Raw genomic sequence first — 22,291 nt, 5'->3', positions numbered from 1 at the left:
AATAATAATCACCAGTGACTAGTGTCTGATAATTATTTATTGCACTATTGAGGTCATTGTAATCGTCATTTTCATCTAAGAGATTACCGTTGGAGTCATAGAGTCTTAAGTATGTATCAGCAAGAGCCTGGCCTTCGACAGCAAAGCTATATACATGTCCCGCAATAAGATTAATCCTTAGCCAATCTCGATCGCCCGTAACTTCAAGTGTTCCTTCGGCAGTGCCTCCAACTTCTATGTAGCCACTAGTGTTAGTCGTGTTGTCGTAATCGTCATTAGTATCCGATTGTGGCTCCCCAATTTGACCATCATTGTCGAGATCTAGATTGAATATATTTTCATAACCCTGTTGTCTTAGATCTCTTCCTGACTGCCACCCGGTACCGGAAGCAATTTGTCCGTTGTTGTCTGTCAGCCATATCCGATATTGTCCCATTCTTTGTTGGCTGGTTCCTGTCCTTAGAACAGCAAAGCCATCCCCGGCTTCAGCTGCAGCAATGGCATCCCAATTGCAATTTGTATTGTCACTGTAAGTTCTCCCATACCTATTTTGGATTGTAATTGCCTGCCCACCGCTATATATTTCATAGCTATATTCCTCGCTACCATCTACAATGCCATTTAAGTCTTCGTCAATATTTCTATAATATCTAAGTCTTGTATACCCAGGTGGCCGATAATCTATTGAAATTCTTTGATAGGATAATGGCTGACGGGGATACATAATTCTAGGAGGCATGAGTTGACGGATTGCTAAATCTAATAGCTTTTTGTTGTCATTTTAAACCATACCTTTCAAATGCCAAACATTAAGTCGAATTTTATAATTCGAAGACGAGCTTCACATTGGGCAACGATCCTTGAATCTGTACATTCTTTCTGCACCTAGTCATCTTGGAAGTGTAGTTTTCATTACCTACTGACCCGTCATGTTTGCAGGGGAGAAAGGGCCTATGGATCCTTTATCAGGGCTTACCCGGCTGTGCAGCTGCTGAGGGCTAAGCGTCCGACTCTGAAGGCTCCACCATCCAACCGGGAAGGCATTTTATGACTTCGCCGCGACTTTTTAGGCCCCACTCCAAGCACTTTGATTCAGCTGCTGGATTGACTCCCCTAAATCAAGGATGCGTGTGAGTTGGTTTGTTGCCAAGGGCAATGCTGTATCTGGGGCTGGCACTATTTACGTGCTCCCCTTGGACGATGTGTAAAACCAGTGCTGATCAGCCTGGGTAACTAGCATGTTCAGTGCGATGAACTGACTCGTTCTGAGGCCTCACACCGTCAGGAGGTTGTTGCCGTGGATCCTCTCCATTGCGCCATGGGGTGAACAATAGGAAATTTCCGGCCACCAGTCCTGCCGTCACGATCAGCGCAGCAAGCTGTTCCAGCTGTTCAACATCCATCCCTGCATTGTCACGCTTTCTCCGAACAAGGGGCTCGCCCTGCCGTTGATTTTTAGAGATTTAATCCTGTCTGCAGTTCCATGCAAAGGGCCGCGCCCAGCATCACTGTGACATGGTCAGGCCATTAGTCAGCGTGAGCATTTGTTGGGGTTTGCTAAAAAATCAGCCAGCGATGCCTTGTTTCTAAGCCAATTTAACGCTTATCTTCTGTTCAATTCAAGCGTTTGCAACGAGAGAGCTGGGAAAACGCTGAGACGACTAGTCTCAATCCTCTTTTGGGTTCTCCAGGTCGCGGCGGATCAGGGCCAGCAGGTAGGAGGGGGATTTGTAGCGGGTTGGCAGGCAGCGGTTCAGCGTTTCCAGGTGCCCCCAACAGACCGTGCGCTCAATGTCCTGAGCAGTTTTTCCCTGCTGGAGGAGACGCCGCAGCGCTTTGCAGTACATCGGATATCCCGCCTCTAGTTCACCGATGGTGAGTTTCGCCTGAGGCATGGGACCACTGAAGCCAGTTCCAACCTATGCCCCCGAGGGGCAGGCTCAGCTGCCGAGCCAGGCGACGCAGTCGATTTCCACCCGTGCTCCCTTGGGGAGGGCCGCCACCTGAACGCAGGCGCGAGCTGGGCTGACCCCCTCACCAAATACCTCGGCATAGATGCCATTGACGGTTTGGAAATCGCCCAGGTCCGCTAGGAACACCGTGGTGCGCACCACCTCAGCAGGGGTGGCGCCAGCTTCCTTCAACACAGCACAGAGGTTTTTCAGCACCTGATGCGTTTCCACCGCCACATCACCGTTCCCCACCATCTCGCCGGTGGCTGGATCCAGTGGAATCTGCCCGGAGCAATAGAGCCACTCGCCGGCAAGCACCGCTTGGTTGTAAGGCCCAACCGGTGCAGGGGCGTCTTGAGTGGTGATGGCCTTGGCGCTCATGGGGTGGTTCTGAACAGCAGTCACCCCGATCATCGCCGTTGGTGATCCCGTTCTTCGCCATCGCTCATGCCAGCCGCCACTGATCCTTGTCCCGGCGAAGCTCGGCCAACTCCGCGGCTGAACTGGCCTGCATGAACAGGTTGGTGCGGCGTTCCACGCCGATGCTGCTGGGCAGGCTTAGGGCGCCTTTGGCGCGAAGGCTCCGCACCTCCCGATAACGATCAGCCAAAACCGTGTCGTTGGGGCGTTGCTCAACGGCCCATTGCAGATTGGACTCGGTGTACTCGTGGGCACAACACACCTTCGTGGCCTCGGGAAGTTCGGCCAGCTTCTGTAAAGCCTGATGCATCTGTTCAGCGCTGCCTTCAAACAATCGGCCGCAGCCCCCGCTGAACAGGGTGTCCCCGCAGAACAACAAGGGTCCGATCTCTGCTCCCTCCGGGTTCGGGATGAAGAAGGCGATGTGGGCTCTGGTGTGGGCCGCTACATCCAGCACCTCCACCTCTTCCCCAAGAACAGTGATCTGGTCCCCATCTCGCACTGGCATGGTCTGGAACGGAATCCGCTCCCGATCATCAGCGGAGGCAATCACCGCAGCCTGGGGCCAACGGTTCAGCAAGTATGAAGTGCCGCCGATGTGGTCGGCATGGTGATGGGTTTGCAGGACGGCGGCTAGGTTCAACTTCCGTTCTTCCAGCCACGCCTGCACCGGCGGCGCAACGGCGGGGTCGATCACCACGGCCTCCGCGCCCCTCACCCAGATCCAGATCACGTTGTCCTGGAGCACCGGTAAGGCATGAAGTGAGGAATGCATCGTTAAAGTCCTTCCTGGCTAACCGATCAACGCTGGACCCATGATCACCGTCGCGTTGGCCAAAGGAGCACTGCTCAAAGACTCGGTGGCCCGCTTTGCGGCGGCTGGTCTTGACTTCTCCGCTGTTCTGGACAAGGACAACCGTCAGCTGATGGTGCCTACCCCTTGCGGGCGCGCTAGGGCCCTGCTGGTTCGCAACGGTGATGTGCCCACCTATGTGGCCTACGGCCAAGCCCAGCTGGGGGTCGTGGGTTACGACGTGCTCAAGGAGCACCAGCTTCCCGTCGCCCAATTGGTGGACCTTGGCTTTGGCGGCTGCCGCATGGCTGTGGCGGTCCAAGAGAGCAGTGGTTACGTCCGTGCCGCAGATCTGCCCCCCCATTGCCGGGTGGCCAGCAAATTCACCCACTGCGCTCGGGAATATTTCGTTGCCCTAGACCTTCCTGTTGAGTTGGTGCACCTCAATGGCTCGGTGGAGCTGGGGCCAATCACGGGCATGTCGGAAGCGATTGTCGACCTGGTGGCCACCGGTCGAACCCTGCGGGACAACGGTTTGATCGCCATTGAAGACCTCTTCCAGTCCACGGCTCGATTAGTGGGACACCCCCTGTCCATTCGCCTGGACAACGGCCCCCTGTTGTCCATCGTCGAAGCGATCCGCGCAGCTACACCCGTCGGGAGCTCCAGCTGATGGGAGCTGTCGCGGACTGGCGCAGGGTCCGTCGTCTGGGCCGTTATCTCGTGCGGGATCGCCGGCGACTTCTGGTCGCTCTGCTGCTGCTGCTTCCCTTGGCCTTTGCGGGAGCACTGCAGCCTGTCCTGCTGGGGCAGGCCGTCAGCGTCCTTCGCGGTGAGCCCAGTCTTCCCTGGCTGTCGGGGTTGAGTCTGTCCGCATCGATCCGCATGATCATCGGGCTCTATTTCGTCTCGGTGATGCTTCGGCTCGGCCTGCAGGGCGTGCAGACCTTCAGCATCCAGGCCGTCGGTCAACGGCTCACCGCGCGCATCCGCGACGACCTCTTCGAACATTCGTTGTCGCTGTCCCTGCGCTTTCACGACCGCATGCCGGTGGGCAAGTTGCTCACAAGGCTCACAAGCGATGTGGATGCCTTGGCTGAGGTGTTTGCCAGTGGCGCCGTCGGGGTGCTCAGTGATCTGGTGAGCCTGCTGGTGCTCGCCTCAACGATGCTGTTGATCGAGTGGAGGCTGGGGCTGCTTCTGTTGTTCACGCAGGTGCCCGTCACCCTGGCCGTGCTTTGGCTGCAGCGCCGTTACCGCAAGGCCAATTACAGGGTGCGTGAGGAGCTATCCCAGCTCAATGCCGATTTCCAGGAGAACCTTCAGGGGCTCGAGGTGGTTCAGATGTATGGCCGTGAAACGGTCAACAGCGCCCGCTTCCTGCGTACTGGCAAGGACTACCGCAGCGCTGTTAACGGAACGATCTTTTACGACAGCAGCATTTCAGCCTTCTTGGAATGGGTAGCTCTGGCCGCCATCGCCCTGGTTCTGGCACTTGGAGGCTTGATGGTGACCAATGGTGCGATGGGCCTAGGCACCCTCACCACATTCATCCTTGCTTCCCAGCGTTTGTTCGACCCTCTGCGTCAGCTGGCGGAGCGTTTCACCCAGATTCAAGGTGGGCTGACGGCTGTGGAACGCATTGGCGAGTTGATGGAGGAGCCCCTCGAGATCGCCGAGGCCAAGGGCGCTCTTCCTCACGTGACTGGTGGTGGTGGCGAGGTGATCTTTGAGAACGTGAGCTTTGCCTACCGGCCGGATGATCCGATCCTCCGCAACCTTTCCTTCCGCATTGCCCCCGGTGAGCATGTGGCGCTGGTGGGGCCCACGGGGTCCGGCAAAAGCACGATTATTCGTTTGCTGTGCCGTCTTTATGAACCCCAGCAGGGGCGCATCCTTCTTGATGGACGGGACATCCGCACGATCCCGATGGTGGATCTCCGTCGTGAGCTGGGAGTTGTGCTTCAGGACACGTTCCTGTTCAGCGGCAATGTGGCCGACAATCTGCGACTCAATGCTTCGGTAAGCGATCGAGAGCTGGCTCAGGTCTGTGCTGAGCTCGGTCTCAATGACCTTTTGGCCAAGCTTCCCAAGGGGCTGGAGACGGAGCTGCGCGAGCGGGGCGGCAATCTCTCCTCAGGTGAGCGTCAATTGCTTGCGGTGGCTCGAGTGGCGATCCGCAATCCAACTGTGTTGGTGATGGATGAAGCCACCGCCTTCATGGATCCTTCAACGGAGGCGACGCTCCAGGCCGATCTCGATCGTCTCCTGCAAAAGCGCACAGCCATCGTCATCGCCCACCGTCTCGCCACAGTGGAAGCCTCGGATCGCATCCTTGTTCTGCGCCGGGGCGAGCTGATCGAGGAGGGCACCCATCGCGAGCTCAGGGCCCGCGGTGGGCTGTATGCCCAACTCGCCGAGTTGCAGGAACGGGGGTTGGCGCGTCTGTGATCGCTCCTCTCCCCGTCCCTGCTGATTCGCTGTTGGAGCAGTACGGCCAGGGGGCGCGTCTCTGCACCTGCGCCAATGATCAGATCACCTTGGTGTTCAGCCAGGAGTACCCCTTCGATCTGGTGGAGCTCGAGCAGTTGCTGGAAGCGGTGGGCTGGAGTCGCCGGCCGATTCGCCGGGTGCGTAAAGCGCTCAGCCACAGCCTGCTCAAAGTGGGGCTCTGGCGGCACGACCCCCGGGTGCCCCGTCTGGTGGGTTTTGCGCGCTGCACCGGGGATGGTGTTTTTGAAGCCACCGTCTGGGACGTCGCCGTGCATCCCCTTTACCAGGGAAATGGTCTGGGCAAGCAGATGATGACCTACATCCTCGAGGCCCTCGATCAAATGGGAACCGAGCGGGTCAGCCTGTTCGCGGATCCGGACGTCGTCAGCTTCTACCAGGGCCAGGGCTGGGATCTCGAGCCCCAGGGCCATCGCTGTGCCTTCTGGTACGCCAACTGATCAGATCCTTTAACGCCGGTAGATCCGCAACAGCTGCTCCGTTGATCGGCCCTGACGCCAGAGCCAGCGCAGCCGGGCATTGCGCCAGGCCTGCATCAGCATGCTCCGCTTCTGCCAGCGCTCCCCGCTAGTGAGAAGGGCACAGGTCAATGAACGTAGGGACGCGACCTTGCTCAGTCGTTCCACCAGGTCCAGGTCTTCCATTAGCGCCAGGGGCCGGTAGCCGCCGATGCGCTCATACAGCTGGCGCTGAATCAACAGGCCCTGATCGCCGTAGGGACGCTGCAGCCAACGGCTGCGCAGGTTCACCATCCGCTCCAGCAGCCACAGCATCGGCCGCCTCTTCGCATCCACATTGAAGTCGAAGTACCAGGCGCTCAGGTGAGCCTCCGGCGTGTTTAGAACCGTTCGCACCCTTTGATGCCAAATGCTCGGGAGTCGGCTGTCGGCATGCACCAGCAGCATCCAGGCATGGGAGCTGTGGTCAATGCCCCAGCGCAGTTGTGGCCCACGTCCGGCTTTCGGGCTGTCGAGCACGGTGGCACCGGCCAGCTGCGCCACTTCTCGGGTCTGATCCCTGCTCCCGCCGTCAGAGACGATCACCTCCAACTCCCCCGGCCATCGCTGCAGATCCGCCAGCAGCAGCGGCAGCCTGCTGGCTTCCTCCAGGGTTGGAATGACAACACTCAGCCCAGCCATGGTTTTAGATCGCTCCAGCGATCCAGATCATTCCTTTGGGGGACGAGGACGCAAGAGAGCTGTTGCCTGCGCGCCTCCCTCAGCGTTGCTTCCAGCACGGTCGGGCCGCCCCAGGGAATGCCGATTAGCGGCCAGTGCTGCGGGCTCAGGATCAGGGATGCGCCGATCCCCAGCAGCCAGTACCCCCCATCGGAGGCTGGTCCCAACACCAGATCATGGTGTTCCAAATGCTCAACGCCCTGCTTCACGTCATCGGAATTGAGTTCGGGCAGATCCGTGCCGATCACAAGGCAGGGCTTGTGATGGCGATGGCCATGCATCAACTGCCGTCGCAATCGGGTGCCGAGTTGCCCCTTCCCCTGCAGCCGCACCTGCCTCAGCCCCAGCTGCCGCCCCCAGCGATCGGCCGCACGGGGTCCGAGCCCGCTCACCGCCAGCACCGGTTCGATCTCCATTGGGCCTGCGAGGCCGCGCACCACCGCAGCGGTGTGCTGTGTGAGCCGCCGCTGAATCCTTGTGGCGCGCTCGTTGCTGTTGGACAAGCCCAGCTCATTGTTGAGATCTCGGCTCAAGCGCCGTTTGCATCGGCCGGGTGATGGCCAGCGGGCCATCACGACGATCTGCACCATCTCAGTTATTGCGGGGCAGTTCCTGCGGGCGCACCTGCACGGTCAGCTCCTCTCCGTTGCGTTGGAGGGTGAGCTGCATCGGTTCCCCCACCTGGCCTCGGTCCACGGCGAGTTGCACTTCGGTGGGTGTTTGAACGGGGTTGTTCTCCACCTTGAGAATCAGATCGCACTGGCGGATGCCTGCAGCAGCGGCCGGCGTGCCCTTGACCACATCTTTGACCAAAACGCCATTCAGCTCGGGAACTGTGCAGGCGCTGTTGGTGGCATTGATTTCTCGTGCCAGCTGCGGCGTGAGGTTCATCAGCTGCACGCCGATAAAGGGATGGGAGGCCTGACCGGTGCTGACGATCTGTTGCGCGATCCGCTTGGCCAGGTTGATCGGAACCGCAAAACTCAAGCCGCCACCAGGCGCAGTACGGATTGCGGTGTTGATGCCAATCACCTGACCGGTGGCATTGATTAGGGGGCCGCCGCTGTTGCCGGGGTTCACCGCTGCATCGGTCTGGATGTAAGGAACCCGTTGGCCGTCACCGATCGCGTTCAGGCGGCCGACGGCGCTGATGATGCCTGCGGTCACGGTGTTGTTAAGGCCGAAGGGGTTGCCGATGGCAATGGCCCATTCCCCCGGCTTGAGTTGGTCGGAGTTGCCCAAGGCCGCCACCGGCAGGTTGTCGGCTACTACTTTCACCACCGCCACGTCGGTGAGGGGGTCGGTGCCGAGAACCTTGCCCTTGAAACTGCGTCCGTCCGGAAGGGTCACTGCCACCTGATCTGCACCACGGACCACATGCTCATTGGTGAAGATCAGCCCGCTGGACCGGGTGATCAAGCCGGAGCCCTGGCCCTGCTGGCGCTGGCTGGAGGGACCCCTGCCGAAAATCCCTCCGAAAGGGTTTGAGATCTCCTTCACCACATCGATGCGCACCACAGCAGGCCCGACACGATCCACCGCCTTCACGATCACGTTGTCCCCCGGCTGCAGCGGAGCACTCCGGGGCTGATCGTGCACCACCGGCGGCACTGTCATCGGTGGCTTTGGCGTCAGGCCCAGCTGGTCTCTCACCAGGCTGCAACCGGAGAGTGCGCTCCCGGCCAGGGCGATGGCGAGCCAATGCTGGGCGTTGGGCATCACGACGAGATGTGTGCTGATGCATTTAAGACGGCCTGAGCGGATCGGCATGCGTAGATTCAGCGCTCGGGCGGTGGGCGGTTTTGGCGCAGACGGGCGAAGAGCTCTGGATCAAGGTGCGGGATGGGTTGCAGGCCAAGCTGAGCAAGCCCACCTTCGAAACCTTCATTCGCCCCACGGGTTGCAGCGGCTTTGCCAATGGCGAGCTGAAGCTTCTGGCCCCGAATCCCTTCGCCAGCGTTCGTCTGCGTGAACAGCTGCTGCCCACGATCGCCGAGATGGCCAGCAGCATTAGCGGTCAGCCCGTTCAGGTGACGGTTTTGGCAGAAACCGCCTTACCGCCGCCGGACGCCACCGATGAGGCCTCAGCCGCTGCTGATGCGACTCCACCGCTAGCACCCCACGAGTCGGCGTCGGGTCCGCCCCGGAACGGCTCCCCACGGCGCTACTTGCCCGGGCTCAATCCCCGCTACGTGTTTGGCCGTTTCGTGGTCGGCCCCAACAGCCGGATGGCCCATGCGGCGGCTCTGGCTGTGGCCGAAGCACCGGGCCGGGAATTCAACCCTCTGTTCATCTGCGGCGGTGTGGGCCTAGGAAAAACCCACCTGATGCAAGCCATCGGCCACTACCGGTTGGAAATTGATCCCGGGGCTCGGGTGGCCTACGTTTCAACCGAAACCTTCACCAATGATCTGATCCAGGCCATCCGCAAGGACGGGATGCAGGCCTTCCGCGATCGCTATCGCGCCGCTGATCTGATCCTGGTGGATGACATTCAATTCATCGAAGGCAAGGAGTACACCCAGGAGGAGTTCTTTCACACCTTCAATGCCCTGCACGAGGCAGGCCGTCAGGTAGTCATAGCCAGTGATCGTCCCCCTAGTCAGATTCCGCGGTTGCAGCAGCGTTTGATCTCCCGGTTCCAGATGGGACTGATCGCCGACATTCAGTCTCCTGACCTGGAGACACGCATGGCGATCCTTCAGAAGAAAGCGGAGCAGGAGCGTATGTCGCTTCCCCGTGAGCTGATCCAGTACATCGCCGGCCGCTTCACCTCGAACATCCGCGAGTTGGAAGGAGCCCTGACCCGGGCTGTGGCCTTCGCCTCAATCACGGGGTTGCCGATGACCGTTGAATCGGTGGCGCCGATGCTCGACCCCACGGGGCAGGGGGTGGAGGTTACGCCGCAACAGGTGATCGACAAGGTTTCTGAAGTGTTTGATGTCACGGCTGAGGAGATGTGCAGCAGCACCCGACGCCGTGCCGTGAGCCAGGCCCGTCAGGTGGGGATGTACCTCATGCGCCGGGGCACCGACCTCAGCCTGCCGAGGATCGGCGACAACTTCGGCGGAAAGGACCACACCACGGTGATGTATGCAATCGAGCAGGTGGAGAAAAAACTGGCATCCGATCCCCAGCTCGCCGGTCAGGTGCAGAAAGTGAAGGATCTGTTGCAGATTGATTCACGCAAGAAGCGCTGATCAGCGGCAGGCTTTCTTATCGCCTTTCCAGCCCGGCATGTCTTGTGCAGCTGCAGAACACACCAGTTGGCGTGCTGCTGCGAGCGCTGGGTCCAGCCGCCTGGAGCTGAAGGGGGGCAGGGGGCGGCTGCGCAGCCAGGAACCCCAACGAAACTCGTGATAAGGGATGAGGGGCTGAGGCTTGATCCAGCCCTCCTGCTTCAACTGCCAAACGAGGCTCCGGTAAGGATCGTCTTCCAGCCCCAGCAGGCTTTTGGGCAGCTGCTCGACCGGGCGGGGGCCGTTGCCTCGCCCGTCGTAAAGGTAGAGCCAGCCCTGGTTGTGCAGATAGGCCAGCACAGCGCTTCGGTCGGCGGTTGGGAGCTCCTGCACCACGTAGGCCCAGGTGGTGGCACCCGGGTCTATGCCGATCAGACCCCGCAGCCGGTGGTGCCGGTCCAGCATCCACATGGCGCCATCGGCAGACTGGATCAAAGGGACCGGTTTGGCGCGTAGGTAGTCGAGACGCTGCTGACGGCTGTCCTGGGCGAAATCTTTTTCGCGCGACCAGATCTCCGCCAGTCCCACACACCACTGGGTCGGCTGCAGCTGCGCCGCTGACACTTCAATCAGATCGGCCCCCCGATCGGGGGCTGGGATCGGTTGGTAGGCGGGCAGTCGCAGGGGCACGACTCAGCGTTGGCGCTCCCGCACTATGACCCAATTAAGAAGGGTCGGGGATCCTGATCAAAGCGATCCCTCACCGGCAGAGGTTTGGCTTGTTCAGGCCCATCCAGCTGGGCGGTGGCTTCGAGGGCCTGACGCAGCAGACGCGCTGCCGGGAGCGGCATGTCCCTTGGAACCGAAATACGATCGCGCAGGTAGCGGAGCCCGGCGGCACTTCCCGCTGGCGGGGGGCAGGGCGTGTTGCGAATCAACCGGGTGAGGGCACAGCGCAGGGGCTGTTCAAAGGCTGTAGCACCCATAGGATTCACGTTCCGAAGCCGTTGTTGGTGACGCAGCACCCGGCTCAGGGCGATGACGGCCTGATTGGCTTGATGGTCCACATCCCAGCAGGCTTCGTCCTCGCCAAGCCCATCACCTCGGTCGATCCGTTCGGCCAGGCGGTGTGCGTCTGCTCCATAGTCCGACCAGCAGCCCCCCATCTGGGGAGGCAGGTCATGGGCATGGGTGTGGAAGTCGCTTTGGGTGCCGCGGTAAGTCTCCAGTTGTTCTAGAGCGCGAAACCAGCGGTCAATGGCTGGATGCTCAGCCCTCAGCCGGTATCCCTTGTAGTACGCCAGCGAGGCATTCATCCGTTCCACGTATGGAACAAAGATCAGATCCACTGTCTGCGGCTCCGGTCCCCGCAGCCACGGTCCCTCCCCCTGGTCCAGCTCCCGTTCAAAGCGCTGGGCGATGTCTCGAAACTGCTCTCGGGCCAGAACCTGTTGCCTCGGACTCAGCCGAGGCGAACACAGCCAGATGCACCAGGCCTGAAACAGAAGCCGTTCAAGACGGCGCAGCTCAAGAGCCTCCGGTGCTGTCATCGCCATTCCCAGGGGGCCGAACTGCTGTTCGAGGGCCAGCAGGATTTCGTCGCTTTCGGTGATCAACCGCCCGTTGAGCTCCAGGGCTGGCAACATCCCCGAGGGAACTCTCTCCAGGAACCACGGCTCCTTCGGGCCGTAGCACCGCATGGTGACTTTGCGGATCCGGTAGGGGATTCGCTTGAACTCCAGCCAAAGCCAGATTTTTTGGCAATAGGGGCACCAGGCGTGGTGGTCGCGGTACAACGTGACCACCACGTTGGATTCAGGCTGTCCGAACAGGCGCAACGTGGCCTGGGCACTGGTCGGCCCTTCAATCCGATTCGGTTCCGGCTTCGCCAGGCTGGCCAGTTCCGACCAACTCAGGGGTTCAGCTGATTCCGATGAAAGGGGCATGCAGGATCGGCGCAAGCGTTGCACGTCCATAGGACTGCCAGTCGCCCAGTTCGTGCATCAGAGCCAGACAGTCCTGCTGGCGGCCCTGATTAGCCAACTGTTTGAGCCGAAGTTTCATGTCGTCGCTGGTGATCATCATCACGATCTCGCGGCGTTGCGATCTTTTGAGGCGCAGCTCAGGTTCAGGCGGCTGCCTGCGGCGCTTGGAAGAACGGTTCATGATTTAAGGACGCGGTTGAAGTACGACCGACTCGTCTTGGGCATTTACAGCCCTCTTCCCCGGACCATAACGCCATCTTTACGATGACGCCCGTCGTCTCGGGCACCCTCTTGTTATGGGCGCTGATCTGGATCTGATTGTTGTTGGAGCGGGCTCCGGTGGGCTGGCCGCTGCAAAACGCGCTGCCCGTCATGGAGCCCGCGTCGCGATCGTTGAGGGAGATCGCGTCGGCGGCACCTGCGTAATCCGCGGCTGTGTTCCCAAAAAGCTTTTGGTGTACGGCGCTCAAGCCCGCCATCAATTGGCGGATGCCTCGGCCTATGGCCTGCACATCCAGTCGGTGCGTTCCGATGTGCCTGATCTCTTGCGTCGGGTGCGCGCCGAGGTGGATCGGCTTAATGAACTCCATCTCGGATTCCTGGACAAGGCAGGCGTTCAGTTGATCTCCGGTTGGGGACGCTTCACGGCTCCTGATCGCATCGGCATTTGCGAACAACGTGGCGGGTCCGTTCAACAGGAGCTCTCAGCTCCGCGGTTCCTTGTGGCAGTAGGTGGCCGTCCGGTCCGGCCGGAGATTCCAGGGGTTGAAAACACCTGGGTGAGTGACGACATGTTTTTGCTGGAAGATGTCCCATCCTCTGTGCTGGTGGTGGGAGCAGGCTTTATTGCCTGCGAGTTCGCCTGCATCCTGCGGGGCCTTGGTGTTGCGGTCACCCAGGTGGTGCGTGGGTCTCGGTTGCTGCGTGGCTTTGATGCCGAGTTGGCAGATGCCGTGCTGGATGGCATGCGTGAGCAGGGCATCGAGGTGCTGCTGGAGCAGACGCTGGTGGGTGTGGAGGGAAATCCCGGGGCGCTGAAGGCGCGGCTGGGGAATGGTCAGTCCTTGGATTGTGGGGGTGTGTTGATGGCCACTGGCCGTCGCCCCTGGCTTGCGGATCTGGGGTTGGACGCTGCCGGTATTGCGGTCGACAACGGTCGCATCAGGGTCGATGCCAACTCCTGCACATCGGTGCCCCACATCCATGCCGTCGGCGATGTCACCGATCGGGTCAACCTCACGCCTGTGGCCATTGATGAAGGTCGTGCTTTCGCTGACAGCGTCTTTGGTTCGCGTCAGCGGCAGGTGAACCACGAGCTGGTGGCAAGTGCCGTGTTCAGCGATCCAGAGCTGGCGACCGTTGGTTTATCGGAAGAACAGGCCATCGAACGTCATGGTGCGGATGGTGTTGTTATTCACCGCGCCCGCTTCCGTTCAATGGCCAGGGCTCTGCCCGCCTCCGGCCCCCGTTGTCTGCTCAAGCTGGTGATGGAGAAGTACACCGATCGGGTGTTGGGCTGCCACATGGTGGGCGAGCACGCTGCGGAAATTATTCAGATGGCGGCGATTGCCGTGGGGATGGGCGCCACCAAGGCTGATTTCGATCGCACCATGGCTCTGCACCCTTCTGTTTCAGAGGAGTTCGTAACGATGCTCTGATCCGGCAATCCTTTCGACACTGTGAAAGGTGCAAGACAATGCATATATGGCGATCTAGACCACGATTAGATCGATATATATGACGTGGAATCATTCATGCAGACTCGAGGTCATAAGGCTGATTTTGCTCATTTTTTGATTGAATCAGGCGAGCAGTTGCTCAGTCTTCTTTGGCCTGCAGCTGATGCTCGTCGGGCAGCATCTTTAGAGATCATCGCTCGCACGGCCTATACGGCTGAGGAAAGTGCTTGCCATTACCTTGAAACGATTGGCCTTGATCAGAGCGGTGCTATTCGTAAGACTCTGGAACTTGCACGTCGTCAGGATAGTAATGAGCAGACGCATGAAGACATTTTTTCTCGTGATCTTGGTGGGCTGTCTTTATGGATAGATCGCTTTGTGGCAAGGCATGTAGCTGTCCTTGTTTATTGGATATTTGCTCTTACTACCTTGTTGGATCACGAGTTGGCCGCTTTGCTTGGAGAAGCTGTTGAGGCCGAAGCTGTTAAGACGTACCGGCGCATGCTTTCGGAGCAGCCAGAGGAGTGGTTGCAGCAGCCCGTCACGCCGATTGCAACGGCCTATTGGAGAAAAGATGGAAACATGTGGTCTGCCCGTGATGAACGTGAGCCTAAAACTCTTCGAGATGTAATCGAATTAATTGCCAGAGATGAGTTGGACCATGTGGCGGCTAATAGCCAAAAAGCAATTGCTTTCTAGCTATTGATTTCAAATGGTTGGACTGCTCTGGTTGTTCCGCCAATAAAAAACAGCCTGAGTGAAAATCACGATCATCACGATTGGGATTACAACGCAGAGCACTACAAGTCGAAATTCATCGGCCCAGCTGGCCATAGCCGTTCTGGGCAAAACATTGTCGATCAGATACAGAACATAGAGGCCGAGAAGTAGCCCTCCTTCAACGCGCGAGATGCGACCTTTCGTCCAAAAGATCGGCATGCAGGCCAGGCTGGTGAGCAGCATTACCGGCAGGTCGTCCTGAATCAGTTCCGGGCTCACTTCAAGTCCGTTGCCAGCTGCCGCTATAGCTCCGCCGCCCAGCACCAGCATCAGGTTCAACAGGCAGCTGCCCACCACGTTGCCGATGGCCAGATCGGTGCGTCCGCGCAGGGCTGCCACCAGGGACGTAATCAATTCAGGCATCGACGTTCCGGCTGAAACGATCGTCAGACCGATCACTGCCTCACTAACCCCCAGAAGGGTTGCGGCGCTGACCGCGCCATTCACCAGAACCTGTGATCCGACCGCGAGAACGGTAATGCCGGCAATTAATCGCACTGAGGCGGGGATCAATCCACCTTTGCTTGCTTCAAGACTGATTTCGGGTTCAGCGCTGCCGCTGTCGTCCGGTTGTTCACGGGCGGTGCGGATCTCCCAGATGGTGTTGATCACGAGCCCCAATAGCAACGCGAGGCCCGCTTGCCAGGTGACCCGTCCTGCGGAGGCCATGCCCCAGACCGCCGCCGAGATTGCAATCATTAGAGGCACATCGCGCCTCACAAGACGGCTTTCGACGCGCAAAGGCAGCACGAGAGCGCTGCTGCCCAGCACCACCATCACGTTGAAGATGTTGCTGCCCACCACATTGCTCACGGCGAGGGCGTCAGCCCCCTGCAGCACCGAACTCAAACTCACGAACAGTTCCGGTGCGCTGGTGCCCAGGGAAACCACCGTGAGGCCAATAACGAGCTGGGGGATGCCGAAGATCACTGCCATGGCCACGGATCCCTGAACGAACAGCTCTCCTCCGCCGAACAGCAGTCCGATGCCCAGCAGCACTTGGATCGAGGCCTGGAGAAATTCAGGCATGGGCTAGATCAGGTGTTTGGGGATTCTGCTTTGAGGAGAATCAACCTAAGGTCTCTCACCTGGGTAATAGATAAGAAACCTTGTTGAACCGGATCAGCACCAGCAACCTGCGGGGTGACGCCTTTGGTGGCGTGACCGCCGCGGTGATTGCTCTGCCGATGGCCCTGGCCTTTGGGGTTGCCGCAACGGGTGACCCTGCCCCTGGGCTTTGGGGGGCCGTGATCATCGGCTTGGTGGCGTCTGTTTTCGGCGGAACGCCCACCTTGATTTCCGAACCCACCGGTCCGATGACGGTGGTGTTCACTTCGGTGATCCTGAGCTTCACCGCCACCGCTCCGGACAAGGAAACGGCGATGGCCATGGCCTTCACCGTGGTCATCCTCGCGGGTCTGTTCCAAATCCTGTTCGGTGTCTTCCGTCTGGGTCGATACGTCACCCAGATGCCCTACACGGTGATCTCCGGCTTCATGTCTGGGATTGGAGCGATCTTGGTGATTCTCCAGCTGCCCGCCTTCCTGGGGCAGACCGTATCGGGCGGGGTGATGGGAACCCTGTCCAACCTGCCGGGCTTGATTGCTGGTATTGAGCCGATGGAGCTTGCGCTGGCTTTGATCACCGTCGCGATCCTCTGGTTCACCCCAGCCAGCGTGAAGCGTTTCTGTCCGCCGCAGCTGCTGGCTTTGGTGTTTGGAACGGTTCTGTCGATGACCTTGTTCCACGACGCTGGCCTCAAGACCATTCCGCCGTTCAACGCTGAGCTTCCCAGCTTGCATGTGCCCACCTTTTCGGGTGGACAGCTGCGTTTGATGTTCGTGGATGCAGCTGTGCTGGGCATGCTCGGTTGCATCGATGCGCTGCTCACGTCTGTTGTGGCCGACAGCCTCACCCGCACTGAGCACAACTCAAACAAGGAATTGGTTGGCCAGGGACTGGCCAACATCGCTTCAGGCCTCTTTGGAGGGCTGCCTGGAGCTGGAGCCACCATGGGCACCGTGGTCAACATTCAGGCCGGTGGACGTTCGGCCCTGTCGGGCATTGTCCGGGCAGTGATTCTGATGGTGGCCGTCCTGGCCGCTGCCCCTCTCGCATCCACGATTCCCCTCGCTGTGCTGGCGGGCATCGCCCTGAAGGTGGGCATCGACATCATCGATTGGGATTTCCTCCAACGGGCCCACCATCTCTCGGTGAAAGCGGCCGTGATCACCTATGGCGTGATTGCGCTCACGGTGCTGGTGGATCTCATCACTGCAGTGGGCATCGGTGTTTTCGTGGCCAACGTGCTCACCATTGATCGGATGAGTGCATTGCAGTCCAGAAAGGTGAAAACGATCAGCACCGCCGATGACGATGTGGAGCTGACCGATGAAGAGCAGGTTTTGCTGGATCAGGCCTCCGGCAAGGTTCTGTTGTTCCAGCTCGCCGGTCCAATGATCTTCGGCGTGGCCAAGGCCATCTCGCGCGAGCACAACGCCATCGGCAATTGTCAGGCGGTGGTCTTCGACCTCTCCGAGGTGTCACACCTTGGAGTAACCGCTGCAATCGCACTCGAAAATGCCGTCAAGGAAGCGATTGAAGAAGGACGTAAGGTGTTTTTGGTGGGTGCAACGGGCAGCACGGAGAAGCGTCTTCAGAAGCTGAAGCTGTTGGAACGACTCCCCCAAAGCCACATCAGTTGTGATCGCCTTGATGCCTTGCGCCTTGCCGTGAAAGGTTTGCCGCTGAATGTCTGATCAGATCTCGATCATCGCTCCAGATGATTGGCACGTTCATCTCCGCGATGGAGAGATGCTGAACCAGGTTGTGGCCCATACAGCCCGCCGTTTTCAGCGGGCCATCGTGATGCCCAACCTGCGTCCACCGGTGACCACGGTGGCTGCTGCACGTGCTTACCGCGACCGCATTCAGGCGGCGAGTCCCGCTGATCTGGAGTTCACGCCCCTGATGACGGCGTATCTCACGGATTCGATTGCTCCTGCCGCGCTTGAGACGGGGTTTCGCGAGGGGGTGTTTGCCGCGGCCAAGCTTTATCCCGCCAACGCCACCACCAATTCCGCAGCAGGGGTGACGGATCTGCTGCAGATCGATCCTGTGCTCGAAACGATGGCCCGGATCGGCATGCCCTTGCTGATCCATGGTGAAGTCACGGATAGCGAGATCGACATCTTCGACCGTGAGGCGGTGTTTATCGAACGCCATCTGGCACCGCTGCGGGACCGCCATCCCGAGCTGAAGGTTGTGTTCGAGCACATCACCACCGAGCAAGCGGTGCAGTACGTCAGCTCAGCGGATAGTCATCTCGCCGCCACCATCACCCCCCACCATCTCCACATCAACAGAAACGCGATGTTTGCTGGCGGGTTGCGGAGTGATTTTTATTGCCTCCCCGTGGCCAAGCGGGAGTGTCACCGACAGGCCCTGCGCCGGGCGGCCACCAGCGGCGACCCACGCTTCTTTCTCGGTACAGACACGGCACCGCACGACCGGTCATTTAAGGAAAGTTCCTGCGGATGCGCCGGCATTTTCAATGCACCCTTCGCCCTGGAGAGCTATGCCCAGGTTTTTGATGAGGAAGGCGCTCTGGCCAATCTCGAAGCCTTCACCAGTTTGAATGGGCCGGACTTCTACAACCTTCCGGTCAACAGCCGTCAGATCACGTTGCAACGTCGTGACCATCTTGTGCCGGAACTTGTGAATGGACTGGTTCCTTTCCATGCTGGAGAGATCTTGTCCTGGGCCGTTGCCGATGCATCTAATCAAGTTCAGCTCTGAAGATTGCGGTACCTGTCACCGCATGAGTCACTACGACGGCAAGGTGGCCGAGGAACTCGGCTGCAGCTTTATCTCCGTGATGCTGCAGGACACGGAGATGTATCGGAAATACCGGAAGATCCTTCTCAAGCAATACCCCAACAAGGAGGGGATGGGCTGGCCCACCTATCTGCTGGTGAACGATCCTGATGGAGATTTTTCGATCGAAGGAGAGCTGAAGGGCGGCATGCCCAAGGGAGATTTCCGCACCAAGCTCGCTGAGTTGCTGCCGTCTTGATGGCGGATGGTGGGGGCAGGGGGACTTGAACCCCCACAGGCCTTTCGGCCCAAGCGATTTTAAGTCGCGTGCGTCTACCGATTCCGCCATGCCCCCACCCGTACATCTTAGATTTCCTCCAATTGTCCTCAAGCCATGGACCTATCGTCCCTGCTTTCTCAAGTCCCACAGGACACGTTGTTGGTTCTATTGGCCTACATCGTTCTGGGCGGCCTGTATCTCGTTGTGATTCCACTCGCCCTCTACGCGTGGATGAACCAGCGTTGGCATCGCATGGGCAAGCTGGAGCGTCTGGGGATTTATGGAATGGTCTTCTTCTTTTTCCCGGGGATGATCCTGTTTGCCCCCTTCCTCAATTTCCGGCTGAGCGGGCAAGGAGACGTCTGAGTTGACGCGTGGCAAGGTTCTTCTGATCGGATTTGCAGTCCTCCTGCTTGGAGGGCTTGGGCAGGTCTGCTTTCAGGCTGCAGGCTTTGAGGAGTTTTCGGCAGGGATTGCTGCTGAGGCCCTGCTTGTTGTGATTGTGGTGATGTGGACAAGTTCTTATCTGTTTCGTGTGGTCACCGGCCAGATGACCTACATGAACCAGCGGCGTCGCTACCGCGAGGTTTACGACAAAGAAGAAGCTGAGGTGCTTCAAGCCCGTTTTGACGCTCTCTCCGAGGAGGAACAGCAGGAACTGCTGCGCAAGATTGGAGTGGATGCTTCCGTTCCCACGGACGGTGAGGCCCCCGTGGACTCATAGGCTTCCGAAGTTTGTTCCTGGTCGGTTGACCGAGATGCCCAATCAGCAGTCCTCTTCCATCGCCCAGCGCTTTGAGCAGCTGAAGCAGGACGTTCGCCTCGCCTTGATGCCATTCCTGATGGCCGGCGATCCGGATCTCGCAGTCACCGCTGATGTGCTCCTCAGTCTCCAAAGCGCAGGGGCTGACATGGTGGAACTGGGAATGCCTTACAGCGACCCACTCGCTGACGGGCCGGTCATTCAGGCTGCTGCTTCCCGTGCACTTGCTGCCGGAACCACCCCCACGGGTGTTCTGAACATGCTTCGGTCGTTGAAAGGGCAGCTCCAGATTCCCGTGATCCTCTTTACGTATTCCAATCCACTGCTCAATGTGGGGATGGAGGCGTTTTGCCGTTCTGCAGCGGAGGCTGGAGCTGCGGGTTTGGTGGTGCCTGATCTACCCCTCGAAGAGGCGGAGCGGTTGTCGACAATCGCAGAACGTCATGGCTTGGATTTGGTGCTCTTGGTTGCACCTACCACTCCCCAAGATCGGATGGGTCGGATTGCGACATGCAGCCGAGGTTTCACTTATCTGGTGAGTGTCACCGGTGTCACCGGTGAGCGAGCTCAGATGGAAAGCAGGGTTGAAGGTTTGGTCCAGCAACTCAAACAAACCTCGCCGGTTCCTGTTGCTGTTGGTTTCGGGATCTCCGGTGCGGAGCAGGTGCGTCAGGTTCGGGGCTGGGGTGCCGATGGAGCGATTGTGGGCAGTGCGCTTGTGAAAAGGATGGCTGCAGCATCGCCAGGAGAGATTGCTCAGGAAGCTGGTCGTTTTTGCGCTGAGTTGCGTGTCGCCGCCGATCAGCCCTAGTGGCTGCCATCCCGCTCAAGCCATGAAGAAAAACCGGCATTGGCAGGGATTGCACTGCTTTCAAAGATTCAATCACTCTTCGTCTTCGTCAGTGGCACCTTCAGATATCAGACGGATTTGTTTTCGACCCAGTTTGTTTTAATTCATCTCCAGACTTCAGGTCGAGCAGCGCCGTATACGCCTTGCCGATGAGCAGATTCCCTTGGTCTTGCAGAGTGGCCACATAGCTGAGTTTGCGGCCGCGTTTAACCACGCCGCCGACACCACCTATACCAAGACTTATGCCTTTGCTCTCCAGCAGTGCTTCGTAAAAAGTGGTGATATTCAGACGTTCAGCACCATCCTTTTGCTGGAGATATAGCCACAGGTGCGAACAAGATTAAACCTGCTGACTTCACCCAGGTCTTTGACTCTATTGAGAAGGTCGCCCCCAGTGAGCGTCGCTTCCGAGAGCAATCAACCTTCACAACATAGCCTTTGTTCAAGTCAACATGCCATCATTTTTAACTGAGAACTTCTTCGTTGTTTCATCCTTCGCTATGGCACATTTCGTCTTGTGGGGCACTTACTGCACGGATGCTCTTGTGAAGCGTGCTCCTTATCGAGATGAGCACCTCGCTCGTCTTCAGGCTCTTAAAGATCAGGGTACGCTAGTTACACTGGGTCCCACCGAAGGAAGCACCCACGTTTTCGGAATCTTCGAAGCAGACAACATCTACGCCGTTCGCAAGCTTGTTGAGGACGACATCTATTGGAAGCAGAGGATTTGGACGGCGCTCGAGGTTTATCCCTGGGTCCAAGCGTTCTGAGCCTGGATGAGCACCCATTCGCCCACGAGCTGATCCCCATTTGTCCCAAGAACGTCGGCATAACCGCTCATTTGGCCTCGCCCTTCCCGGGCGATGGCTGCGATAGCCGTCACCGTCGCAATCTCATCACGCTCGAGGGTCTTCAGCTTCAGGTTTTTCCCATGGCGAATGATGTTGCCACCGTTGATGTGGCATCCAGCGCAATGCTGTTCGAACAACAGAGCGCCGGGGCTGGTGTCCGCCCCGGCTGCAAGCGATGCTCCGGTTGATCCAAGGCTCAGCAGCAGAACTAGAAACGCACCAATGCAGCAGCGCAGGACTTGGGTCAGCACAGGGATGGTGTGGCTTTGATCAGTCTGCTTCAGCAGGTCATGCTTCCTTTTGGTATCTCTGGATCAGTTCGTCGGGAGAGCGGTAGTCCTTCGGAAGCGAAGTGTGCAACCTGTTGAGGTAATCCCAGCAGACCGTCCGGCGAATCGCGTTGAGGTCGCGTCCATCGGCAACAAGGCGACGAAGGGCCTGGCAGTAGGTCGAGAATCCAGCTTCCAGATCTCCGATGGTGAGTGCCTTGGTTGCAGACCGCATGAAACAGAAGGTCAGGATATTCTGACTTTTGCGTCCATCTCTGATTTGGTCTGTTGTCAGGATCACTGTTGAAGCTGTGTGGTGGTCCCCATGGCGGAGCAGGATCTGATCCGTTTCCTCAATAAGATTTCTCAACTTCAGGTCCTTGCGGAGCGCGTGCAGAACGACTCCAGCAGCCGTGAACAGTTGGCGGCTTGTGCTGATCACAACCAGGTTGTTCAGTTGGCCCAATCCTGGGGCTTCGACATCGGTCGGCGCTGGGGTGAGCGTGACCACGCGCCAGGGGGAGAAGTCAACCTGCTGGCGACCCCGTGCCCTCCTCCCGGTGAAGAATCAACGCGAGTGTTGGCGTCTGCCGAGACGTGGAGATTGCTGCTGATTGCATCCAACGGCTACCGGTCACCCCATCACGAATGGATGGACCAGTCCGATCACGAATGGGTGCTTGTGTTGCGGGGAAGCGCCTGTGTTGCCCTGCAGAATCCCGCTCGGATTATGGACCTCAGCCCTGGGGATCATCTTTTGATTGCGCCCCATCAACGCCACAAGGTGGAGCGCACAGATCCCGATCCTGGAACCCTCTGGCTGGCCTTGCACTGGGATGCCACTTCTGCCCACTGAGGTACACCACTCCCACCATGGGTTGGCCATGCCCCAAAAGGCAATGAGCACGACAGCTGATTGCCGCCGGCTTCATCGCTTACGAGCGTGAGTGCATAAAGATCGGAGGAGCCCATGACGGCCGACACT

General features: G+C 58.8%; 27 protein-coding genes, 1 tRNA gene and 1 pseudogene. 14 read left to right on the top strand and 15 right to left on the bottom strand.

Going from position 1 to position 22,291, the window contains the following annotated elements; genetic code table 11:
• From FZX09_RS10785 to gloB, 4 genes are all read right to left on the bottom strand, one after another.
• A partial coding sequence (locus FZX09_RS10785) for a hypothetical protein (RefSeq protein ID WP_226402718.1) occupies window positions 1–724 on the bottom strand: 724 nt, incomplete at its 3' end.
• Between the two features lie 943 nt (window positions 725–1,667).
• On the bottom strand, window positions 1,668–1,895 hold the full coding sequence (locus FZX09_RS10780) for a DUF3136 domain-containing protein (protein WP_226402716.1): 228 nt from the start codon (window positions 1,893–1,895) through the stop codon (window positions 1,668–1,670).
• A gap of 45 nt (window positions 1,896–1,940) precedes the next feature.
• A complete protein-coding gene (locus FZX09_RS10775; protein WP_226402714.1) occupies window positions 1,941–2,333 on the bottom strand; it encodes a RidA family protein in 393 nt (130 codons plus the stop codon).
• Between the two features lie 64 nt (window positions 2,334–2,397).
• Window positions 2,398–3,147: a hydroxyacylglutathione hydrolase gene (gene gloB, locus FZX09_RS10770; RefSeq protein ID WP_226402712.1), complete on the bottom strand. Its 750-nt coding sequence runs from the start codon at window positions 3,145–3,147 to the stop codon at window positions 2,398–2,400.
• Between the two features lie 40 nt (window positions 3,148–3,187).
• Between gloB and hisG the strand changes: the two genes are divergently transcribed.
• From hisG to FZX09_RS10755, 3 genes are read left to right on the top strand one after another with little or no spacing between them, the layout of a single operon-like run.
• Window positions 3,188–3,838, top strand: coding sequence for an ATP phosphoribosyltransferase (gene hisG, locus FZX09_RS10765; RefSeq protein ID WP_226402710.1), 651 nt, complete (start codon window positions 3,188–3,190; stop codon window positions 3,836–3,838).
• On the top strand, window positions 3,838–5,616 hold the full coding sequence (locus tag FZX09_RS10760; RefSeq protein ID WP_226402708.1) for an ABC transporter ATP-binding protein: 1,779 nt from the start codon (window positions 3,838–3,840) through the stop codon (window positions 5,614–5,616). The genes hisG and FZX09_RS10760 overlap by 1 nt, the downstream gene beginning before the upstream one ends.
• Window positions 5,613–6,116, top strand: a complete 504-nt coding sequence (locus FZX09_RS10755) for a GNAT family N-acetyltransferase (RefSeq protein ID WP_226402706.1) — start codon at window positions 5,613–5,615, stop codon at window positions 6,114–6,116. Before FZX09_RS10760 ends, FZX09_RS10755 begins: the two co-directional genes overlap by 4 nt.
• A 9-nt stretch (window positions 6,117–6,125) precedes the next feature.
• On the opposite strand, the gene FZX09_RS10750 is transcribed toward FZX09_RS10755, so the two are convergent.
• The 3 genes from FZX09_RS10750 to FZX09_RS10740 are packed head-to-tail and all read right to left on the bottom strand — an operon-like array spanning window position 6,126 to window position 8,573.
• Entirely contained in the window at window positions 6,126–6,815 is a 690-nt protein-coding gene (locus FZX09_RS10750; RefSeq protein WP_226402704.1) for a TIGR04283 family arsenosugar biosynthesis glycosyltransferase, read from the bottom strand.
• Window positions 6,803–7,444: a TIGR04282 family arsenosugar biosynthesis glycosyltransferase gene (locus tag FZX09_RS10745; protein WP_226402702.1), complete on the bottom strand. Its 642-nt coding sequence runs from the start codon at window positions 7,442–7,444 to the stop codon at window positions 6,803–6,805. Before FZX09_RS10745 ends, FZX09_RS10750 begins: the two co-directional genes overlap by 13 nt.
• 1 nt (window position 7,445) lies before the next feature.
• A complete protein-coding gene (locus tag FZX09_RS10740; RefSeq protein ID WP_226402700.1) occupies window positions 7,446–8,573 on the bottom strand; it encodes a trypsin-like peptidase domain-containing protein in 1,128 nt (375 codons plus the stop codon).
• Between the two features lie 83 nt (window positions 8,574–8,656).
• Here FZX09_RS10740 and dnaA point away from each other — a divergent pair, with 83 nt between their 5' ends.
• The gene (gene dnaA / locus FZX09_RS10735) at window positions 8,657–10,054 is read left to right on the top strand and encodes a chromosomal replication initiator protein DnaA (RefSeq protein WP_226402698.1); all 1,398 of its coding nucleotides are present in this window, start codon (window positions 8,657–8,659) and stop codon (window positions 10,052–10,054) included.
• On the opposite strand, the gene FZX09_RS10730 is transcribed toward dnaA, so the two are convergent.
• The 3 genes from FZX09_RS10730 to FZX09_RS10720 are packed head-to-tail and all read right to left on the bottom strand — an operon-like array spanning window position 10,055 to window position 12,199.
• Window positions 10,055–10,723 (bottom strand): ParB/Srx family N-terminal domain-containing protein, encoded by a 669-nt coding sequence (locus FZX09_RS10730; RefSeq protein ID WP_226402696.1) that lies wholly within the window; start codon window positions 10,721–10,723, stop codon window positions 10,055–10,057.
• Between the two features lie 23 nt (window positions 10,724–10,746).
• Window positions 10,747–11,979, bottom strand: a complete 1,233-nt coding sequence (locus FZX09_RS10725) for a glutathione S-transferase family protein (protein WP_226402694.1) — start codon at window positions 11,977–11,979, stop codon at window positions 10,747–10,749.
• Entirely contained in the window at window positions 11,954–12,199 is a 246-nt protein-coding gene (locus FZX09_RS10720; protein ID WP_226402692.1) for a hypothetical protein, read from the bottom strand. Before FZX09_RS10720 ends, FZX09_RS10725 begins: the two co-directional genes overlap by 26 nt.
• Window positions 12,200–12,314: 115 nt before the next feature.
• Between FZX09_RS10720 and gorA the strand changes: the two genes are divergently transcribed.
• Both gorA and FZX09_RS10710 read left to right on the top strand, forming a co-directional pair.
• Window positions 12,315–13,676 carry a glutathione-disulfide reductase gene (gene gorA, locus FZX09_RS10715; RefSeq protein ID WP_226402690.1) on the top strand — a complete coding sequence of 454 codons (1,362 nt, stop codon included), beginning with the start codon at window positions 12,315–12,317 and terminating at the stop codon, window positions 13,674–13,676.
• A gap of 96 nt (window positions 13,677–13,772) precedes the next feature.
• The gene (locus FZX09_RS10710; protein ID WP_226402688.1) at window positions 13,773–14,396 is read left to right on the top strand and encodes an alternative oxidase; all 624 of its coding nucleotides are present in this window, start codon (window positions 13,773–13,775) and stop codon (window positions 14,394–14,396) included.
• A gap of 9 nt (window positions 14,397–14,405) precedes the next feature.
• On the opposite strand, the gene FZX09_RS10705 is transcribed toward FZX09_RS10710, so the two are convergent.
• Window positions 14,406–15,506, bottom strand: a complete 1,101-nt coding sequence (locus FZX09_RS10705; RefSeq protein WP_226402686.1) for a calcium/sodium antiporter — start codon at window positions 15,504–15,506, stop codon at window positions 14,406–14,408.
• Window positions 15,507–15,586: 80 nt separating this feature from the next.
• Between FZX09_RS10705 and FZX09_RS10700 the strand changes: the two genes are divergently transcribed.
• Genes FZX09_RS10700 through FZX09_RS10690 form a run of 3 tightly spaced genes read left to right on the top strand, consistent with a single transcriptional unit; the run spans window position 15,587 to window position 18,552 of the window.
• Window positions 15,587–17,236 (top strand): SulP family inorganic anion transporter, encoded by a 1,650-nt coding sequence (locus FZX09_RS10700; RefSeq protein WP_226402684.1) that lies wholly within the window; start codon window positions 15,587–15,589, stop codon window positions 17,234–17,236.
• A complete protein-coding gene (pyrC, locus tag FZX09_RS10695; RefSeq protein WP_226402682.1) occupies window positions 17,229–18,275 on the top strand; it encodes a dihydroorotase in 1,047 nt (348 codons plus the stop codon). The genes FZX09_RS10700 and pyrC overlap by 8 nt, the downstream gene beginning before the upstream one ends.
• Window positions 18,250–18,552 (top strand): thioredoxin family protein, encoded by a 303-nt coding sequence (locus FZX09_RS10690; protein WP_025362365.1) that lies wholly within the window; start codon window positions 18,250–18,252, stop codon window positions 18,550–18,552. Before pyrC ends, FZX09_RS10690 begins: the two co-directional genes overlap by 26 nt.
• Before the next feature lie 7 nt (window positions 18,553–18,559).
• On the opposite strand, the gene FZX09_RS10685 is transcribed toward FZX09_RS10690, so the two are convergent.
• A tRNA-Leu gene (locus FZX09_RS10685) sits at window positions 18,560–18,648 on the bottom strand.
• Between the two features lie 39 nt (window positions 18,649–18,687).
• On the opposite strand from FZX09_RS10685, the gene FZX09_RS10680 reads away from it, so the two are divergent.
• The 3 genes from FZX09_RS10680 to trpA are packed head-to-tail and all read left to right on the top strand — an operon-like array spanning window position 18,688 to window position 20,147.
• Complete coding sequence (locus tag FZX09_RS10680; RefSeq protein WP_226402680.1) at window positions 18,688–18,939, top strand: NAD(P)H-quinone oxidoreductase subunit L; 252 nt, start codon at window positions 18,688–18,690, stop codon at window positions 18,937–18,939.
• 1 nt (window position 18,940) lies between these two features.
• Entirely contained in the window at window positions 18,941–19,297 is a 357-nt protein-coding gene (locus FZX09_RS10675; RefSeq protein WP_226402678.1) for a DUF3007 family protein, read from the top strand.
• A gap of 34 nt (window positions 19,298–19,331) precedes the next feature.
• Complete coding sequence (gene trpA, locus FZX09_RS10670; RefSeq protein ID WP_226402676.1) at window positions 19,332–20,147, top strand: tryptophan synthase subunit alpha; 816 nt, start codon at window positions 19,332–19,334, stop codon at window positions 20,145–20,147.
• A 72-nt stretch (window positions 20,148–20,219) separates the two neighbouring features.
• Here trpA and FZX09_RS10665 read toward each other — a convergent pair.
• A pseudogene (locus tag FZX09_RS10665) lies at window positions 20,220–20,603 on the bottom strand (AbrB-like transcriptional regulator).
• Window positions 20,604–20,686: 83 nt separating this feature from the next.
• Here FZX09_RS10665 and FZX09_RS10660 point away from each other — a divergent pair.
• Window positions 20,687–20,956 carry a YciI family protein gene (locus tag FZX09_RS10660; protein WP_226402726.1) on the top strand — a complete coding sequence of 90 codons (270 nt, stop codon included), beginning with the start codon at window positions 20,687–20,689 and terminating at the stop codon, window positions 20,954–20,956.
• On the opposite strand, the gene FZX09_RS10655 is transcribed toward FZX09_RS10660, so the two are convergent.
• On the bottom strand, window positions 20,932–21,288 hold the full coding sequence (locus tag FZX09_RS10655; protein WP_226402674.1) for a c-type cytochrome: 357 nt from the start codon (window positions 21,286–21,288) through the stop codon (window positions 20,932–20,934). The two genes, FZX09_RS10660 and FZX09_RS10655, sit on opposite strands and share 25 nt — an antisense overlap.
• A gap of 37 nt (window positions 21,289–21,325) precedes the next feature.
• Complete coding sequence (locus tag FZX09_RS10650) at window positions 21,326–21,541, bottom strand: DUF3136 domain-containing protein (RefSeq protein ID WP_226402672.1); 216 nt, start codon at window positions 21,539–21,541, stop codon at window positions 21,326–21,328.
• Window positions 21,542–21,631: 90 nt separating this feature from the next.
• Here FZX09_RS10650 and FZX09_RS10645 point away from each other — a divergent pair, with 90 nt between their 5' ends.
• Window positions 21,632–22,162, top strand: a complete 531-nt coding sequence (locus FZX09_RS10645) for a Nif11 domain/cupin domain-containing protein (protein WP_226402670.1) — start codon at window positions 21,632–21,634, stop codon at window positions 22,160–22,162.
• Window positions 22,163–22,291: the final 129 nt, after the last annotated feature.

Source organism: Synechococcus sp. MU1643 (assembly GCF_020514095.1).
GTDB lineage: Bacteria > Cyanobacteriota > Cyanobacteriia > PCC-6307 > Cyanobiaceae > Parasynechococcus.
The sequence above is the reverse complement of the archived record's forward strand: the minus strand, read 5'-3'. Positions and strand labels throughout refer to the sequence as shown.